Origin of the sequence: Actinomadura gamaensis (genome assembly GCF_042652125.1) — a bacterium.
Classification (GTDB): Bacteria; Actinomycetota; Actinomycetes; order Streptosporangiales; family Streptosporangiaceae; genus Spirillospora; species Spirillospora gamaensis.
Genome location: NZ_JBHSIT010000018.1, coordinates 61944 through 79363, shown reverse-complemented (window position 1 = coordinate 79363; position 17420 = coordinate 61944). Strand labels below are relative to the sequence as shown.

The window sequence follows — 17420 nt, the reverse complement described above, 5'->3', positions numbered from 1 at the left end:
CGGTCCCGGCGTCCCGGGACCGCCCGCCGGGCGGGAGACCGCCCGGCGGGGCCCGGCTTGGTAGCCTCGGGCGGCACGCGCACGGAAGAGCCCCGGGGGAGTACCAGCATGAAGACCAGCAGCCCGCCCGCCGCCGGGCCCGGCCTGACCGCCGCCCGGTTCCTCGGGTACGGCGGCGCGGCCCTGCTGGTGTCGGCGGCCCTGGCCGTGCTGGTGTTCCAGGCGTTCGGCGGCGGGCACGGCGACGCGTCCGCGTCGGCGTCCCACGGCCCGTCGTCGTCGAACGGCGCCGACGGCGTGTCCGGCGGGCCGGTCGGAACGGTCCCCTCGGGGCCGGTTCAGCAGCAGACGCGCGGCGGGAGGCCCTACCCGTCGAAGCCGGGGACGTCCGGCACGGGCTCGCAGCCCGGCGACCAGGGCGCGCCGATGCCCGGCACGGGCGGCGGCGTCGGCGTCGAGTTCTGCCCGGCGGGAACCGCCGTCTACCGCGCCGCGGGGGCGAACGGCATCGACGTGGCGGTCACCGTCGGCGCGGCGGGCGTGGTGAAGGCGGACGTCACCGTCGCGGGCCACGGCGACCTGAGCGACCAGTCGACCGTCCGCCGGGCGGGCACGCAGACGTTCCGCTTCACCGTCAGCCCGGCCCTGGTCCGCCGCGTCAAGATCACCACGCTGTCGGTCGGCGTGGACATGCAGACCTGCTACGCCCGCCCCGCCTGACCCGCCGTGCCTGACCCGCCGTGCCTGACCCGCCGTGCCTGACCCGCCGTGCCTGACCAGCGCCGCCTGATCAGCGCCGTCGGCTCGCCCGGCGCCGCCTCGCCGGAGACCCGGCTTCGGCCCTTGCGGCACCCCTCTCTATGCTGCTGGTCAGGCCGTCAGCAAAGGAGAACGCCGCCTTGAGCGCAGAGCCGGAGGGGCCCGTGGTGCCGGAGGCGCGGGAGAGCGCGCCCGATTCGGGAGCGGCGGGCGTGCCCCGGCCTCCCGCCGCCCAGATCGAGGAGGAGCGCGGCGGCGCGGGCGTCGCCGACAGCTTCCAGCGCCTCTGGACGCCGCACCGCATGGCCTACATCAAGGGCGAGAACAGGGCGCCCGGCGAGGACGACGGCTGCCCGTTCTGCGAGATCCCGAAGATGAGCGACGAGGACGGCCTCGTCGTGGCGCGCGGGAGCGCGGTCTTCGCGGTGCTGAACCTGTACCCGTACAACTCCGGGCACCTCATGGTCGTCCCGTACCGGCACGTCGCCGACTACACCGAGCTGGACGAGGACGAGTACGGCGAGCTGGCCGTCCTCACCCGGCGCGCGATCACCGCGCTGCGCCGGGCGAGCGGCGCGCAGGGCTTCAACGTCGGCATGAACCTCGGCACGGTCGCGGGCGCGGGCATCGCCGCCCACCTGCACCAGCACGTGGTGCCGCGGTGGGGCGGCGACACGAACTTCATGCCCGTGATCGGCCGGACGAGGGTGCTGCCGCAGCTGCTCCGCGACACCCGGCAGCTGATCGCCGACGCCTGGCCGTCCGACGACTGACCCGTCCGGCCGTCCGGAAGCCGTCTTCCCAGCGCGTGCGGCTCAGTGCCCGCTCATCGGGGACGGACTCTGCGTCGGCCCCCCGGAGGCGGGTGCCCCGGACGCCGGTGCCCCGGAAGCCGGTGCCCCGGACGCGGCCAGCAGCTCGGAGATCGTGACGAACTCGAAGCCCTTCGCGCGCAGCCCGCGGATCATCTTGGACAGGTTCCGGAGCGCCACGAGCCGGTCCGGGTTGCCGTGGTCGTGCGCGAGGACGATCGTCCCCGGCTTCACGTTGTTCACGATGTAGTCGACCAGGCCCTGCGGACGGTCCTCGTAGGTCTTCTCCAGCATCTTGATGCCCCAGAGCGTCAGGTCGTAGCCGAGCTGGCCCGCCGCGCTCATGGTCGTCCCGCCCAGTTGCCCGTAGGGCGGGCGCAGGTGCCGGGGCTCCTTGCCGGTGATCTGGGCGATGGCCTTGTGCGCGCGGTGGATGGCGTCCACGGCCTCGGCGTGCGTCAGGCGCGACATGTCCTTGTGCGCCCAGGTGTGGTTGCCCGCCTCGTGCCGGTCCATCCGGCCGTGGATGATCTTCGCGTTGGCGACCGCGCGCTCGCCGACCATGAAGAAGGTCGCCTTGGCCTTCTCGGCGTCCAGGATGTCGTGGACCATCCCGGTCCAGTTCGGCATCGGGCCGTCGTCGAAGGTCAGCGCCACCAGCTTCTGCGAGGTGTCGACCGACCAGGTCACGTCCACGTGCCCGTGCACCGGACGCCACGGGCCCGCGACCGGGATGGCCATGGCCGACTTCGGCGTCCCCTCCGGGACCGCCGCGACGGCGGCGGCCCCGCCGCCCGCGCCCACGGCCAGCCCGCCCACGGCCAGACCGGCGCCCTTGATGATGTTGCGGCGGCTCGTCTTGGCCCGAGACCGCTCGTCCCCCGTACTCGTCACAGCTGGAAAGAATCTCACAGTTCGCCGAGAATTCCCCAACGGGGCGGTCCTGCCGGGAGAAGCCGGGGACGGGGAGCGTCCGGCGAGGGCGGCCCCCGCCCCACAGGGGTTCCGGTCCCTCAGCGGCCCCCGGCCCCTCGGCGGCGGCGCGGCCGGTCGCTCACTCCGCCTTCGCCTCCGCGGCGACCTTCTCGGCCAGGTGCGCCGGCAGCGGCTCGTAGCGCAGGAACGTGCGCTGGAAGGTGCCGGTGCCCTGCGACATGGACCGCAGGTCGATCGCGTACCGGATGATCTCGAGCTGCGGCACCTCGGCGCGGATCAGCGTCCGGCCGCCCGGCGGCACCGACTCCGACCCGAGCACCCGGCCGCGCCGGGACGTCAGGTCCGACATCACCGCGCCCATGTACTCGTCCGCGATCAGCACGCCGACCTCGTCCACCGGCTCCAGCAGCAGCACCGGGACGCGGCTCGCGGCGTCCTTCAGCGCCAGCGCGCCCGCCGCCTGGAACGCCATGTCGGACGAGTCGACCGAGTGCGCCTTGCCGTCGTGGAGCGTCACCCGGATGTCCACCAGCGGGTACCCGGCGGCGACGCCGCGCTCCATCTGCTGCCGCACGCCCTTCTCCACCGACGGGATGAACTGCCTCGGGACCACGCCGCCGACGATGCGGTCCACGAACTCGAAGCCCTCCCCGGACGGCAGCGGCTCCACGGTGATGTGGCAGATGCCGTACTGCCCGTGCCCGCCGCTCTGCTTGACGTGCCGGCCGAGCCCCTCGGCCCGCCCGCCGAACGTCTCGCGCAGCGGCACCCGCAGGTCCACCCGCTCGACCTCGACGCCGTACCGGGACGCGAGCCGGTCGATCAGCACGTCCGCGTGCGCCTCGCCCATGCACCACAGCACCAGCTGCCGGGTCTCGGGATTGTTCTCCAACCGCAGCGTCGGGTCCTCGGCGACGAGCCGCCCGAGCGCCTGGCCGAGCTTGTCCTCGTCGGCCTTCGAGCGCGCCCGGATCGCCACCGGCAGCAGCGGGTCCGGCATCGACCAGGGGGTCATGACCAGCGGGTTCGCCGGGTCGGACAGGGTGTCGCCGGTCTCCGCGCGGGCCAGCTTCGCGACCGCGCAGACGTCGCCCGCGCGGCACTCGGTGATCGTCCGCTGGGTCTTGCCGAGCGGCGAGCTGAGCGCGCCGATCCGCTCGTCCACGTCGTGGTCCTCGTGGCCCCGGTCGGTCAGGCCGTGCCCCGAGACGTGCACGACGGTGTCCGGGCGCAGCGTCCCGGAGAACACCCGGACCAGCGAGATCCGGCCCACGTACGGGTCGGAGACGGTCTTCACGACCTCCGCGACCAGCGGGCCGTCCGGGGCGCACTCGATCGGCCGCGGCGGGCCGCCGTCCACCGGCGCGACCCGCGGGCAGGAGTGCTCCAGCGGGGACGGGAACGCCTGCGTCACGACCTCCAGCAGCTCGGCCATCCCGATCACCGGGCCGGGCTGCGCGCCGTGCGGCACCGAGGTCGCGAGCACCGGGTAGAAGCTGCCCCGGGCGACCGCGGTCTCCAGGTCGGTGATCAGCGCCTTGACGTCGATCTCCTCGCCGGACACGTACCGGTCCATGAGCGACTCGTCCTCGCTCTCCTGGATGATCCCCTCGATGAGCGACGCGCGCTGCTCGGCGATCCGCTCGAGATGGGCGGGGTCGGGGTCGCGCTCGACCCGCCGCCCGGACGAGTAGTCGAAGCAGCGCTGCGTCAGCAGCCCGACCACGCCGGTCAGCCGGTCGCCCTCGCCGATCGGGAAGTAGCACGGCAGCACGCCCTCGCCGAAGGCGTCCTGCAGGTGCAGCAGCGTGTCGTCGAAGTCGCCGCGCTGCTGGTCGACCTTGGTGACCACGACCGCGCGGGGCATCGACACCGCCGCGCACTCCTCCCAGAGCATGCGGGTCAGGCCGTCCACGCCGTCCACGGCGGAGACCACGAACAGGGCGGCGTCGGCGGCGCGCAGCCCGGCCCGCAGGTCCCCGACGAAGTCGGCGTACCCGGGGGTGTCGATCAGGTTCACCTTCACGTCGCCGTGCTCGAACGGGGCGAGGGCGAGGTTCACCGAGCGCTGCTGGCGCACCTCGACGTCGTCGAAGTCGCTGACCGTCGTCCCCTCCTCGACCCGGCCGGCCCGCTGCACCGTGCCGGTCGCGGCGAGCAGCGCCTCGGCCAGCGTCGTCTTGCCCGCCCCCGAGTGGCCGACCAGCGCGACGTTGCGCACCCTGTCGGGCCGGCCGGCCTCCGGTGCCCTGCCGTTGCCTCCCGGGTGGTTCGCTCTGTCCGTCATGACACACCTCCTCGGGCGGGCTCCCGCCATGGGAGCCCGTCGCTCCTCCTGGTGGTTCTCGGCCCGGAGTGAGCGGCGTCACATCCGTCTCCTCACCCTTTCCCGTGTCGGCGCGGATCACAAGGGGTGAGGTGGTATTGATGAGCACTACGATGGGCGCGCCGCGCGGCGCGCGCGGGGCCGCGTCCGGCCCCCGCGGCGCCCGGCCTCTCGGACTCTCGATGAACGGACGGCGATGCTCAACAAACTGCGGCCCGCACTGGGCCGCGTCCTGACGCCCATCGGACGGGGAGTGGCGCGCACCGGCGTCACGCCCAACGCGATCACGGTCGTCGGCACGGCGGGCACCGTCGCGGGGGCACTGGTCTTCTTCACCCGGGGGCACTACTTCTGGGGCACGATGGTGATCACCGCCTTCGTGCTGTTCGACATGCTGGACGGCGCGGTCGCCCGCGTCACCGGGAAGAGCTCGCGGTTCGGCGCGTTCCTCGACTCGACCATGGACCGGATCGCGGACGCGGCGATCTTCGCGGGCCTGATGATCGGGCTCTCCCGGGACGGCCAGGACGGGCTCGCCGCCGTCGCGCTGTACTGCCTGGTCGCCGGGGTCGTGGTGTCCTACGCCAAGGCCCGCGCCGAAGGCCTCGGCTACACCTGCAACGTGGGCATCGCGGAGCGGTCCGAGCGGCTGGTCATCGCGCTGGTCGCCGCCGGGTTCCACGGCCTCGGCGTGCCGTACATCCTGACCTTCGCGCTGTGGCTGCTGGCCGTCCTCAGCACGGTGACCGTGGGGCAGCGCTTCGCGGTCGTCTACAAGCAGGCCGCCGCCGCGCCCGCCACGCCCCCCGCGCCGTCGACTCCCGCAGCGCCCGCCGCGCCCGCCTCGGAGCGTCCGGAGGCCGCCGAGAAGCGCGCGGAGACCGCTGAGAAGCGTCCGGAGACCGCCGAGAAGCGCGCGGAGGCCGCCGAGAAGCCCGCCGGGGCCCCCGAGGTGGACGAGGAGCGGCACGCGCCCGGACGGCGCGCATGACCCCCACCGGGACGGAGGCGGACCGTCCCGGCGCCCGGGCCGCCGGGCTCGGGCACCGGGCCGTGGCCCGGCTCACCGACACCGGGTACGCGCTCGGCTGGACGGTCGTCCGCAAGATGCCGGAACGGCTCGCCCGCGCGCTGTTCAACGCGATCGCCGACCGCGCCTGGCGGCAGCGCGGCGCCGGCGTCCGGCAGCTGGAGCTCAACCTGTGCCGCGTGCTCGGCCGGGACCGGCCGGACGCCTACGTCCGGCTGACGTCCAAGCAGGTCATGCGCTCGTACTTCCGGTACTGGCTGGAGGTCTTCCGGCTGCCGGAGTACTCCAAGGAGCGCATCCTCGGCCACATGAACGTCTCCGGCCACGAGAAGATGCTGGAGATCCTCGACTCCGGACGCGGCGTCATCCTCGCCCTGCCGCACATGGGCAACTACGAGCAGGCCGGGGCCTGGCTCGTCCACATGGGCTACCCCTTCACGACCGTCGCCGAGCGCCTCAGGCCCGAATCCCTCTTCGACCGCTTCGTCGCGTTCCGCGAGAGCCTCGGGATGGAGGTCCTGCCGCACAAGGGCGCGTCCGCCTTCGGCCGTCTCGCGCAGCGGCTCCGGGCCGGCCGTCCGGTCTGCCTCGTCGTGGACCGCGACCTCACCGACTCGGGGGTCGACGTCGAGTTCTTCGGCGAGACCGCGCGGATGCCCGCCGTCGCCGCCGCGCTCGCGATCCAGACGGGCGCGGCGCTGCATCCGGTGACACTCTGGTACGAGGGGGAGGACTGGGGGGCCCGGGTGCACGACGAGATCCCGGTCCCCGAGACGGGCGGCAGACGGGAAAGGGTGCAGGCCATGACCCAGCAGCTCGCGCGGATCTTCCAGGAGGGCATCGCCGAACACCCGGCGGACTGGCACATGCTCCAGAAGGTGTGGGTCGCCGACCTCGGCCGCGAACCCGGCCGGGGCGCGGGCCGTCCCGCGGAGGGCACGCGGTGAGGGTCGGCATCGTCTGCCCGTACACCTGGAACGTCCCCGGCGGTGTGCAGCAGCACATCCGCGACCTCGCCGAGGCCCTGATCGGGTTCGGCCACCACGTGTCGGTGATCACTCCGGCCGACGACGACGCCCAGCTCCCCGGCTACGTGGTGTCCGCCGGACGGGCCGTCCCCGTGCCCTACAACGGCTCGGTCGCCCGGCTCGCCTTCGGGTTCCTGTCCGCGAGCCGGGTGCGCCGGTGGATCCACGAGGGCGGCTTCGACGTGCTGCACGTGCACGAGCCCGCCGCGCCGTCCCTCGGGCTGCTGGCCTGCTGGGCGGCGGACGGGCCGATCGTCGGCACCTTCCACGCGTCCTACACCAAGTCGCGGGTGGTGTCGGTGACCGCGCCGATCCTCCAGTCCGGGCTGGAGAAGATCACCGGCCGGATCGCGGTGTCCGAGGCGGCCCGCAAGACCCTGGTCGAGCACCTCGGCGGGGACGCGGTGCTGATCCCGAACGGCGTCGCCACCGAGCGCTACGCGATGGCCGAGCCGCTGCCGGGCTGGCCCGGCCGCGACGCCACCGGCGGCCCCGGCTCGCACCCCGGCCACGGCGCGGGCGCGGACGGCGGCGTCCTCGGCTTCCTCGGCCGCATGGACGAGCCGCGCAAGGGCCTCCAGGTGCTGCTGCGCGCCTTCGAGATCCTCGGCCCCGAGCGGCCCGGCCTGCGGCTGCTGCTCGCCGGGCCGGGCGACGCCGACGACGTCGTCGCGCGCGTCTCGCCCGGCCTGCGCGACCGGGTCGTGGTGCTCGGCATGGTCAGCGAGGCCGACAAGATCCGCGCCTACCACTCGGTGGACGTGTTCGTCGCCCCGAACCTCGGCGGCGAGAGCTTCGGGATCGTCCTCGCCGAGGCGATGTCGGCGGGCGCGCCGATCCTCGCCAGCGACATCGAGGCGTTCGACCGGGTGCTGCTCGGCGGCCGCGCCGGGGCCCTGTTCCCGGTCGGCGACGCCGCGGCGCTCGCCGCGGCCGCCGCCGACCTGCTGGACGACCCGGCCCGCCGCAAGCAGCTGTCCGCCGAGGCGCGCGCGGCCGTCCGCCGGTACGACTGGTCGGCGGTCGCCCGCGACGTCCTGCGGGTCTACGAGACGGTGACGCTGCCCGGCACCACCGTCGTCGAGTCCGGACGCGGAGCGTAGGCCGGCCGATGCTCCCCGACTGGATCTACGACCTCCTCTTCGTCGTCGCCGTCGTCTTCCTCGCCGGCGTGTACGTCTCGTGGCGCGCCACCCGGCTGGACCGCCTGCACGTGCGGGTCGAGACGGCCCGCGCCGCCCTCGACGCCGCGCTCGTCCGGCGCGCCGCCGTCGCGCTGGAGCTCGCCGCGTCCCGGCTGCTCGACCCGGCCACCAGCCTCGTCCTCGCGACCGCGGCGCACGAGGCCCGCACCGCGGACGCCGAGTCCCGCGAGTTCGCCGAGAGCGACCTGTCGCGCGCCCTGCGCGCGGTGTTCGACCAGCCCGACTTCACCGAGACGCTGTCCCGCAGGCCGGACGGGGAGGCCGTCCTGGAGGAGCTGACGGCCGCCTGCGCCAAGGTCGTCTACGCCCGCAGCTTCTACAACGACGCGGTCGCGTCCGCCCGCACCGCCCGGCGCAAGCTGCTGATCAGGGTGCTGCCCCTGGCGGGCCGCGCCGCCTGGCCGGGCTTCTTCGAGATCGACGACGCCCCGCCGAACTCCTGACGCCCCCGCGCGCCGCGCCCCGCGGGCGGCGCGCAAGCAGGCGCTCACCGCGTCCGGAAGGCGACGTCGAGCAGGCGCTCGTCGCGTCCCGTGGGGGGCTGAGCAGGCGCGCTCGCCGCGTCCCCGAGGCGGCGTTGAGCAGGCGCTCACCGCGTCTGGACGGCAGCGTCGAGCAGGCTCGCGCCGCGTCCGGGGGGAGCGGCGCTGAGCAGGCGCTGCGCGCGGCGTCCGGACCGGGCTGGGGGCGGTCGGCTACCCTCGGGGCCGTTCGGCGTCGTCGGAGTGAGGAGTGCGCGTGGGCTTCGTCCTGAACCGGACCCTGCGGACGTGGACGGCGGCCGCGATGGGCGGCGTGCTGGCCTGCGGGACGCTCGCGGCCTGCGGCGGGGGAGGCAAGGACAAGTCCTCCGGGCGGCAGCCGGTCAAGGGGAGCCCGTCGCCGACCGCCCTCGGCTACCACCCGCTGAACGGCGGCGCGACCGGGCTGACCAACCCCGTCCTCGCCGTGAAGATCGAGAACACCGCGCCGGCGATGCCGCAGAGCGGCGTGTCCGCCGCCGACGTCGTCTACGTCGAGCAGGTCGAGGGCGGCGAGACGCGGCTGATGGCCGTGTTCTCCTCGCACCTGCCGAAGCGGGTCGGGCCCGTCCGCAGCGCCCGCATCTCCGACCTGCACCTGCTGCCGCAGTTCGGCCGTCCGGCGTTCGCGTTCTCGGGCGTCCAGAGCAAGATGAAGAAGTACATCCGGCAGGCCCCGGTGTACGACATCTCCCAGGACAACGGCGGGCGCGCCTACGTCCGCGACAACTCGCGCAAGATCCCGTACAACCTGTACGCCGACCCGAAGGACCTGCTCAAGCAGGCCCCGAAGGCCCAGGCCCCGCAGGACGTCGGGTTCCGCTTCGGCCCCGCCCCGGACGGCGGCAAGCCCACGTCGTCCTTCACCGCCAAGTGGCCCGCCGCCGACATGGAGTTCGCCTGGTCGGCCAAGGACAAGCGCTGGCTGGCGTCCTTCCACGGCCGCCCCGACATGGACGCCGGCGGCGGACGCGTCGGAGGCCAGACCATCGTCGTCCAGCGCGCCAAGACGACCCGGTCGCAGTTCCACGACTTCCTCGGCGCCTACACGCCGCTGATCCACACCACCGGGACCGGCACCGCCACCGTCTACCGCGACGGCAAGGCGTTCGACGCGAAGTGGTCACGGCCGAGTGAGGACAAGGGCACCACGTTCACGACGGCCGACGGGAAGCCGCTGAACTTCGCGCCCGGCCAGGTCTGGATCGTCCTGGTGAACGACGGTAAGCCCTACATGCCGTAGCGAGCCGCGCCGGATCCGCGTCCGCGTCCCGACCGCGCAGTGACCGCGTTCCGACCGCCCTGTGACCGTGTTCCGGATCGCTTTCCAACCTGTAAGGCCCGTTTCGGCGATGGCTCCGTACATGCCGTAACGCCGCGCCGGGCGGCGCTGACACTCTGCCGGGTCGAGGGGTGGCCCTAGCAGGCAATATCATGGGATCAGACTTGTCGTCCGTTCACGTGAGGAATGCCCGTGTCCACTCCCAGCAACGCCCCTGAGAACACCGCTCCCGCGACGGGCACCGCCCGGGTCAAGCGCGGCATGGCGGAGATGCTCAAGGGCGGCGTGATCATGGACGTCGTCACCCCCGACCAGGCCAAGATCGCCGAAGACGCCGGCGCGGTCGCGGTGATGGCGCTCGAGCGCGTCCCCGCCGACATCCGCGCCGAGGGCGGCATCTCCCGGATGAGCGACCCCGACATGATCGAGGGGATCATCGAGGCGGTCTCCATCCCGGTGATGGCCAAGGCCCGGATCGGCCACTTCGTCGAGGCCCAGGTGCTCCAGGCGCTCGGCGTCGACTACGTCGACGAGTCCGAGGTGCTCACCCCGGCCGACTACGACAACCACATCGACAAGTGGGCGTTCACCGTGCCGTTCGTGTGCGGGGCGACCAACCTCGGCGAGGCGCTGCGCCGCATCACCGAGGGCGCGGCGATGATCCGCTCCAAGGGCGAGGCCGGCACCGGCGACGTCTCCAACGCCACCACGCACATGCGCAAGATCCGCGCCGAGATCCGCCGCCTGCAGAACCTCCCCGAGGACGAGCTGTACGTCGCGGCCAAGGAGCTCCAGGCCCCGTACGAGCTGGTCAAGGAGGTCGCCGAGGCCGGGAAGCTGCCGGTCGTGCTGTTCACCGCGGGCGGCATCGCCACCCCGGCGGACGCCGCGATGATGATGCAGCTCGGCGCCGAGGGCGTGTTCGTCGGCTCCGGCATCTTCAAGTCCGGCAACCCGGCCCAGCGCGCCGAGGCGATCGTGAAGGCCACCACCTTCCACGACGACCCGGACGTGATCGCCAAGGTGTCCCGCGGCCTCGGCGACGCCATGGTCGGCATCAACGTCGCCTCCCTCGGCGAGGACCAGAAGTTCGCCCACCGCGGCTGGTGACGTCCTGGCCCGGACGCCCCTGAAGCCCCACCGCCGGCCGGACCCGCCACGGCGAGCCCCGGCCGGCCGGTTTGCGTCTGCGCCGTAGGCCCGCCCGCCCGGTCCGCGCGTGCGCCGTAGGCTCGCCCGGTCGGTTTGTGCCTGCGCCGTAGGCCCGCCCGGTCGCCTGGTCTGCGTCTGCCGTCGGCTCGCAGGGTTGGCTGGTGCGCGCGCGTCGTAGGCCGCCCGGGCGGCTGGTCTGCGTGTGCCGTCGGCTCGTCCGCTTGCTCGGCCGGCCGGTCTGCGCGTGGGGCGTCGGCTCGTCCGGCCGGGGTCTCCGGCGGACGGGTGGGCGGATTACTTCGCCTTCCGGCCTGCCCCTGCGCGGCGCGAGGGTTTACGCTGGCCGCGCGGCCGGTGGGGCCTGGTCCCCGTGGGCGGCTCGGCCGCGGGAGGGGATGGACGAGGATGGGTTGGTCGGTCGCTCTCGCGTGCGCGACGGCGGGCGATCCCGCCGAGGTGTTCCGGCCGGGCCTGGCCCCCGACGCGGCCGCCGGCGCCGAACTGGCGCGGCGGCTGTACCCGGCGGCGACCCTGGTCGAGACCGGCGAGACGGTCCTGGACTTCGCGCTCTGGCCCTACGAGGACGAGCTGTTCGTCGGCGCGTTCGACCGGGCGCTGCTGGTCTGCGACCGGCGGCTGTTCGGCCTGGACGACGACGCCCGCCGCGTCGCCGACACGGTCGCCGCGGCCCTGCCCGGCGCCCGCTGCGGCGTCCTCGTCCTGCAGAACGTGGCGTCCGGATGCTGGTTCCGCTGGTACGAGGCGGGCGGTCTGCGCCGCGAGGTGATCGTGACCACCGAGGACGGCGTGGTCATCGACAAGGGCGGCCGGATGCCCGCCGAGCGCCCCTACTGGGCGGCGATCGACGGCGGCGCGCCCGACGTGCCGCTGCCGTTCTCGCCCGAGGACTTCGGCCTGGCGCTCGCCCGCGAGCACATGGTCGGCCGCGACCTGGCGTCCCACGGCCCGGACGGCTTCCTGCCGCTGGAACTGCCCCTGCGCCGCTTCAAGCTCTGCTGAAGCCGATTCGGGCGCTGCCAAGCCGGTTCGGGCCGCTGCCAAGCCGGTGGGCCGCTGCGAGGCCGGTTCGGGCTCAGTCGAAACGGCCCCGGATCCGGGCCGTCCGGGAAGCGACCGCAGGTCCGGGGGCGTTGTAAGGAACGTCTAGGGTTGTGACGACCCCGAAACTCCTCGGAAGGACAAGCGTGACTGCTGTGCCGACCATCGGCGTGCTGGCTCTGCAGGGCGACGTGCGCGAGCACGCGCGGGCGCTGGAGGGCGCCGGGGCGCGGACCGCTCTCGTCCGCCGCCCCGAGGAACTGGAGAGCGTGGACGGCCTGGTGCTGCCCGGCGGCGAGTCCACCACGATGTGGCGCCTGGCCCGCTCGTTCGAGCTGCTCGAACCGCTGCGCAAGCGGATCGAGGCCGGGATGCCCGCGTACGGCTCCTGCGCCGGGATGATCATGCTGGCGGACCGGATCGAGGGCGGCGTGGCCGGGCAGGAGACGGTCGGCGGCATCGACATGACGGTCCGCCGCAACGCGTTCGGCCGCCAGGTCGACTCGTTCGAGGCGCCGGTCCCGCTGACCGGCATGGGGGACACGCCGTACCACGCCGTGTTCATCCGCGCCCCCTGGGTGGAACGCGTCGGCGACGCGGTCGAGGTGCTCGGTCGTGCCGAGAGCGGCCCGAACGTCGGTAGGATCGTCGCCGTCCGCCAGGGCCGCCTCATGGCGACCTCGTTCCACCCTGAACTGACGGGCGACCACCGCGTGCACCACTACTTCGCCGAACTGGTGCGCCGGGCGACGGAGGAGGATTAAGCATGTCCGGCCACTCCAAGTGGGCGACGACCAAGCACAAGAAGGCTGCCCTCGACGCCAAGCGGGGCAAGCTGTTCGCCAAGCTGATCAAGAACATCGAGGTCGCGGCCCGTACCGGCGGCGGCGACCCCGAGGCGAACCCCACCCTGTACGACGCCATCTACAAGGCGAAGAAGAGCTCCGTCCCGAACGACAACATCGAGCGCGCGCGCAAGCGCGGCGCCGGTGAGGAGGCGGGCGGCGCCGACTGGCAGACCATCACCTACGAGGGCTACGCGCCCGGCGGCGTCGCGGTGCTCATCGAGTGCCTCACCGACAACCGCAACCGCGCCGCCTCCGAGGTCCGCGTCGCGCTCACCCGCAACGGCGGCTCGCTCGCCGACCCGGGCTCGGTCTCGTACATGTTCAACCGCAAGGGCGTCATCATCGTCCCCAAGGAGGGCACCTCCGAGGACGACGTGATGATGGCCGTCCTGGACGCGGGCGCCGAGGAGGTCAACGACATCGGCGACCAGTTCGAGGTCGTGTGCGAGGCGGGCGACCTGCTCCCGGTCCGCAAGGCCCTCCAGGACGCCGGCATCGACTACGAGTCGGCCGAGAGCAAGTTCCTGCCGACCATGTCGGTCCCGCTCGACGAGGAGAACGCCAAGAAGGTGTTCCGCCTCCTCGACGCCCTCGAGGACTCCGACGACGTCCAAGAGGTCTACGCCAATTTCGATGTTTCCGACGAGATCATGGAGAAGATCGACGCCTGACCGGTCGATCCCCATCGTCGTCGACGGACGCCGCCGCCCCGTTATCGGGAGGCGGCGTCCGTCGTGTCGCCCCTAGGGTGGAGATCATGGAGATTCGCGACGTGACCACCGCCGATCTGGACGCGGTGCTGGACAACCGGGTCCGTGCCTTCGGGCCGGTGGACGAGGCCGAGGCGCGGTCCTGGCGGAACCGGGTGGACCTGGTGCTGCCCGAGGGCCGGGAGATCGCCGGCTGGGACGGCGACCGCCTGGTGGCGACCACCCGCGTCTGGGGTTTCCGGCAGTGGTGGCAGGGCCGGCCGGTGCCGACCGGCGGCGTCGCCGGAGTGACGGTGGCCCCGGAGGACCGCGGCCGCGGCGCGGGGCGGCGGATCGTCACGGCCGCTCTGCAACGTTCCATCGAGCGTGGTGACGTCCTCGCCGCCCTGCACCCGGCCACGACGGCGTTCTACCGGGGCCTCGGGTTCGAGCACGCGGGCGCGCTGCACAAGGTCACGCTGGCGGCGGAGGCGCTGCGCGGGATCACGGCCGACCGGCTGGACGTCCGCCGGGCCGGGCCCGACGACGCCGGGCTGGTCGCCGAGACGATCGCGCGCGTCCACCGCGACGCCGGTGACTGCGGCCCCGTGGACCGCGGTGAGGGGTACTGGCGGACCGTCCTGGAGGACGAGAAGCCGTTCGCGTACCTGGCCGAGGACGGCGTCCTGATCTACCGCTGGAGCAAGGACGCCTCGGCGCTGGAGGTCGAGCGGCTGGTGGCGGCCTCGGAGCGGACGGCGCGGGGCCTGTGGGCGATCGTCGGGTCCGGCGCGACCACGGCCGAGACGGTGAAGGCGCACCTCGCGCCGTACGACCCCGTCCTGTGGCTGGTGGGGGAGCGCGAGCACGACATGATCGACCGCACCCAGTGGATGCTGCGCGTCCTGGACGCGCCGAAGGCGGTCGAGCTGCGCGGCTACCGCGCCGGTGTGAGCGCCGAGGTCCCGGTCCGGATCGACGACGACCTGGTGCCCGGCAACTCCGGCGACTGGACGCTCGTCGTCAAGGACGGCGAGGGGCGCCTCGAACCCGGCTCCGCCGACCCGGCGGCCGTCCGCGTCGGTCCGCGCGGCCTGGCGGCGCTCTACGCGGGCGTCCCGGTGAGCACGCTGCGCCGCGCCGGCCTCCTGCACGGCGGCGACATCCGCTCCGAGACCCTCGACTCGGTCTTCGGAGCGCAGCCGTTCGCGCTCGACTACTACTGATCGGCCCGGCCTCCGCGCGCATGTCATCCTGGTCCGATAGCGTGACCGTCGGCCGAACACATGATCGAAAGGCGGGGCCGTGCGGGTGATGGGCGTGGACCCCGGGCTCACCAGGTGCGGTGTCGGCGTCGTCGAGGGCGTCCCCGGCGCGCCGCTGAGCCTGGTGCACGTGGCGGTCGTCCGCACCGATCCGGGCGAGGACGTGGCGCGGCGGCTCCTCGGCATCGAGCGCGGCATCGAGGCGCTGCTGGAGGAGTTCGATCCCGAGGTCGTGGCCGTGGAGCGGGTGTTCGCGCAGCACAACGTCAGCACGGTCATGGGCACCGCGCAGGCGGCGGGGCTCGCGATGGTCGCCGCCGCCCGCCGGGGGCTGCCGGTGGCGATGCACACGCCGTCCGAGGCGAAGGCCGCGATCACCGGCAACGGACGCGCCGACAAGGCCCAGGTCACGGCCATGGTCACGCGCCTGCTGCGGCTGGACGCGCCGCCCAGGCCCGCCGACGCCGCCGACGCGCTCGCGCTCGCGATCTGCCACGTCTGGCGCGGCGGCGGGCAGGCGCGGCTGGCCGCCGCGCGCCCGCGCACCGTCCCGGGGCAGGGCTCGCCCACCCAGGCCGAGATCAACGCCGCCCGCATCGCCGAGGCGCAGCGGGCGGCCCGTTCCCGTAGTCGAGGAGGTTTCCCGAGGTGATCGCGTTCGTCAGCGGCAAGGTCGCCGCCGCCGGGCCGGACGGCGCCGTGATCGACGTGCACGGCGTCGGCATGGCGGTGCAGTGCACCCCGGCGACGCTCGCCGGGCTGAAGGTCGGCGAGGCCGCGCACGTGCCGACGTCGCTGGTCGTCCGGGAGGACTCGCTCACCCTGTTCGGGTTCGCCGACGACGACGAGCGGCAGATCTTCGAGCTGCTCCAGACGGCGAGCGGGGTGGGGCCGCGCCTGGCGCTGGCGATGCTGGCCGTCCACTCCCCGGACGCGCTGCGCCTCGCGGTCGCCCAGGAGGACGTGAACGCGCTCACGAAGGTTCCGGGCATCGGGAAGAAGGGCGCGCAGCGGATCGTCCTGGAGCTGAAGGACCGGCTCGGCGGCCCGGTCGGCGCGCCCGAGGCGCCCGGCCGCCGTCCCGGCGCGGGCCAGGCGTGGCGCGCGCAGGTGCAGACGGGCCTGGTCAACCTCGGGTGGACGGTCCGGGACGCCGACGCCGCCGTGGACGCGGTCGCCGCCGACCTGGACGGCACCGAGGTCCCGCCGGTCGGCGAGCTGCTGAAGGCCGCGCTGAAGAAGCTGAGCAAGTGAGCGAGTACGACGAGCGCCTGGTCGGCGGCGCGGCCGAGGGGCCGGAGGAGCAGGTCATCGAGGCCGCGCTGCGGCCGAAGCGGCTGGACGACTTCGTCGGCCAGGAACGCGTGCGCGAGCAGCTGTCCCTGGTGCTCCGCAGCGCGCTGCGGCGCGGTCGCACCCCGGACCACGTGCTGCTGTCGGGCGGACCGGGCCTCGGCAAGACCACCCTCGCGATGATCATCGCGGCCGAGCTGGGCCAGCCGCTGCGGATCACCTCGGGGCCCGCCATCGAGCGCGCGGGTGACCTGGCCGCCGTGCTGTCCACCCTCGCCGAAGGGGAGGTGCTGTTCCTGGACGAGATCCACCGGATGGCCCGTCCCGCCGAGGAGATGCTCTACATGGCGATGGAGGACTTCCGCGTCGACGTCGTCGTCGGCAAGGGCCCCGGCGCCACCGCGATCCCCCTGGACATCGCCCCGTTCACCCTCGTCGGCGCCACCACCCGCGCCGGGATGCTGCCCGGCCCGCTGCGCGACCGGTTCGGCTTCACCGGCCACATGGACTTCTACAGCGCGGCGGAGCTGGAAGTGATCGTCCAGCGCTCCGCCCGCCTGCTGGACGTGGAGATCACCGACGAGGGCGCCGCCGAGGTCGCGTCCCGCTCCCGCGGCACCCCCCGCATCGCCAACCGCCTGCTCCGCCGCGTCCGCGACTACGCCGAGGTCCGCGGCGACGGCGTCGTCACCCGCGAGGCCGCCCGCGCCGCCCTCACCCTCTACGAGGTCGACGAGAAGGGCCTGGACCGCCTCGACCGCGCCGTCCTGAGCTCGCTGATGCGCAAGTTCGGCGGCGGCCCGGTCGGCCTGTCCACCCTGGCCGTCTCGGTGGGGGAGGAGCCCGAGACCGTCGAGGTCGTCGCGGAACCCTTCCTCGTCCGCCAGGGCCTGCTGGCCCGCACCCCCCGCGGCCGCATCGCCACCCCCGCCGCCTGGGCGCACCTCGGTCTCACCCCGCCCCCCACCGCCCCTCTCGCCGGAGCCGCCCTCTTCGACCTCGACGACACCCCCGACGAACCCGAGTAACGGGCGGATCCGGCCGGACATGATCACGGTGGCGTGATCGGGGCGTAACGGGTTGGGAACTTCCCGAGAGTGCCGCTCGTCACGTCGTTGCCGGGGTCTCGCGTACTCTCTAGACTCCGGGACTTGGTCACACCGTCCACCAGCCGGCGGTCCCGAGACGCGGCCTACCGGCCACAGGCTGGGCAAA

General features: G+C 73.8%; 16 protein-coding genes and 1 pseudogene. 15 read left to right on the top strand and 2 right to left on the bottom strand.

The window, feature by feature from the left end; translation table 11 throughout:
* Positions 1-108 precede the first annotated feature (108 nt).
* Positions 109-720 carry a hypothetical protein gene (locus ACFPCY_RS40270; RefSeq protein ID WP_378264656.1) on the top strand — a complete coding sequence of 204 codons (612 nt, stop codon included), beginning with the start codon at positions 109-111 and terminating at the stop codon, positions 718-720.
* A 179-nt stretch (positions 721-899) separates the two neighbouring features.
* Positions 900-1532 (top strand): HIT family protein, encoded by a 633-nt coding sequence (locus tag ACFPCY_RS40265; protein ID WP_378264654.1) that lies wholly within the window; start codon positions 900-902, stop codon positions 1530-1532.
* A gap of 42 nt (positions 1533-1574) precedes the next feature.
* On the opposite strand, the gene ACFPCY_RS40260 is transcribed toward ACFPCY_RS40265, so the two are convergent.
* Together ACFPCY_RS40260 and ACFPCY_RS40255 are read right to left on the bottom strand one after the other, a co-directional pair.
* On the bottom strand, positions 1575-2465 hold the full coding sequence (locus ACFPCY_RS40260; RefSeq protein WP_378264652.1) for a polysaccharide deacetylase family protein: 891 nt from the start codon (positions 2463-2465) through the stop codon (positions 1575-1577).
* A gap of 160 nt (positions 2466-2625) precedes the next feature.
* Positions 2626-4794, bottom strand: coding sequence for an elongation factor G-like protein EF-G2 (locus tag ACFPCY_RS40255; RefSeq protein ID WP_378264650.1), 2169 nt, complete (start codon positions 4792-4794; stop codon positions 2626-2628).
* Positions 4795-5029: 235 nt separating this feature from the next.
* Between ACFPCY_RS40255 and pgsA the strand changes: the two are divergent.
* The 13 genes and pseudogenes from pgsA to ruvB all read left to right on the top strand — a co-directional run.
* Positions 5030-5629: pseudogene (pgsA, locus tag ACFPCY_RS40250) on the top strand (phosphatidylinositol phosphate synthase); the annotation flags it as partial.
* A 191-nt stretch (positions 5630-5820) separates the two neighbouring features.
* Positions 5821-6810, top strand: coding sequence for a phosphatidylinositol mannoside acyltransferase (locus ACFPCY_RS40245; protein WP_378264648.1), 990 nt, complete (start codon positions 5821-5823; stop codon positions 6808-6810).
* The gene (locus ACFPCY_RS40240) at positions 6807-7994 is read left to right on the top strand and encodes a glycosyltransferase family 4 protein (protein WP_378264646.1); all 1188 of its coding nucleotides are present in this window, start codon (positions 6807-6809) and stop codon (positions 7992-7994) included. Before ACFPCY_RS40245 ends, ACFPCY_RS40240 begins: the two co-directional genes overlap by 4 nt.
* Before the next feature lie 8 nt (positions 7995-8002).
* Entirely contained in the window at positions 8003-8539 is a 537-nt protein-coding gene (locus ACFPCY_RS40235) for a hypothetical protein (protein ID WP_378264644.1), read from the top strand.
* Positions 8540-8834: 295 nt separating this feature from the next.
* Positions 8835-9860, top strand: a complete 1026-nt coding sequence (locus ACFPCY_RS40230; protein ID WP_378264642.1) for a DUF3048 domain-containing protein — start codon at positions 8835-8837, stop codon at positions 9858-9860.
* Between the two features lie 225 nt (positions 9861-10085).
* Positions 10086-11009: a pyridoxal 5'-phosphate synthase lyase subunit PdxS gene (gene pdxS, locus ACFPCY_RS40225; RefSeq protein WP_378264640.1), complete on the top strand. Its 924-nt coding sequence runs from the start codon at positions 10086-10088 to the stop codon at positions 11007-11009.
* A 447-nt stretch (positions 11010-11456) separates the two neighbouring features.
* The gene (locus ACFPCY_RS40220) at positions 11457-12071 is read left to right on the top strand and encodes a DUF6928 family protein (RefSeq protein WP_378264638.1); all 615 of its coding nucleotides are present in this window, start codon (positions 11457-11459) and stop codon (positions 12069-12071) included.
* A gap of 185 nt (positions 12072-12256) precedes the next feature.
* Positions 12257-12874 carry a pyridoxal 5'-phosphate synthase glutaminase subunit PdxT gene (gene pdxT / locus ACFPCY_RS40215; RefSeq protein ID WP_378264636.1) on the top strand — a complete coding sequence of 206 codons (618 nt, stop codon included), beginning with the start codon at positions 12257-12259 and terminating at the stop codon, positions 12872-12874.
* Positions 12875-12876: 2 nt separating this feature from the next.
* The gene (locus ACFPCY_RS40210) at positions 12877-13629 is read left to right on the top strand and encodes a YebC/PmpR family DNA-binding transcriptional regulator (RefSeq protein WP_378264634.1); all 753 of its coding nucleotides are present in this window, start codon (positions 12877-12879) and stop codon (positions 13627-13629) included.
* A gap of 86 nt (positions 13630-13715) precedes the next feature.
* Entirely contained in the window at positions 13716-14873 is a 1158-nt protein-coding gene (locus ACFPCY_RS40205) for a GNAT family N-acetyltransferase (protein WP_378264632.1), read from the top strand.
* 79 nt (positions 14874-14952) lie between these two features.
* Positions 14953-15564, top strand: coding sequence for a crossover junction endodeoxyribonuclease RuvC (ruvC, locus tag ACFPCY_RS40200; RefSeq protein WP_378264630.1), 612 nt, complete (start codon positions 14953-14955; stop codon positions 15562-15564).
* Complete coding sequence (gene ruvA, locus ACFPCY_RS40195; protein WP_378264628.1) at positions 15561-16166, top strand: Holliday junction branch migration protein RuvA; 606 nt, start codon at positions 15561-15563, stop codon at positions 16164-16166. The genes ruvC and ruvA overlap by 4 nt, the downstream gene beginning before the upstream one ends.
* A complete protein-coding gene (ruvB, locus tag ACFPCY_RS40190) occupies positions 16163-17233 on the top strand; it encodes a Holliday junction branch migration DNA helicase RuvB (protein WP_378264626.1) in 1071 nt (356 codons plus the stop codon). Before ruvA ends, ruvB begins: the two co-directional genes overlap by 4 nt.
* Positions 17234-17420 lie beyond the last annotated feature (187 nt).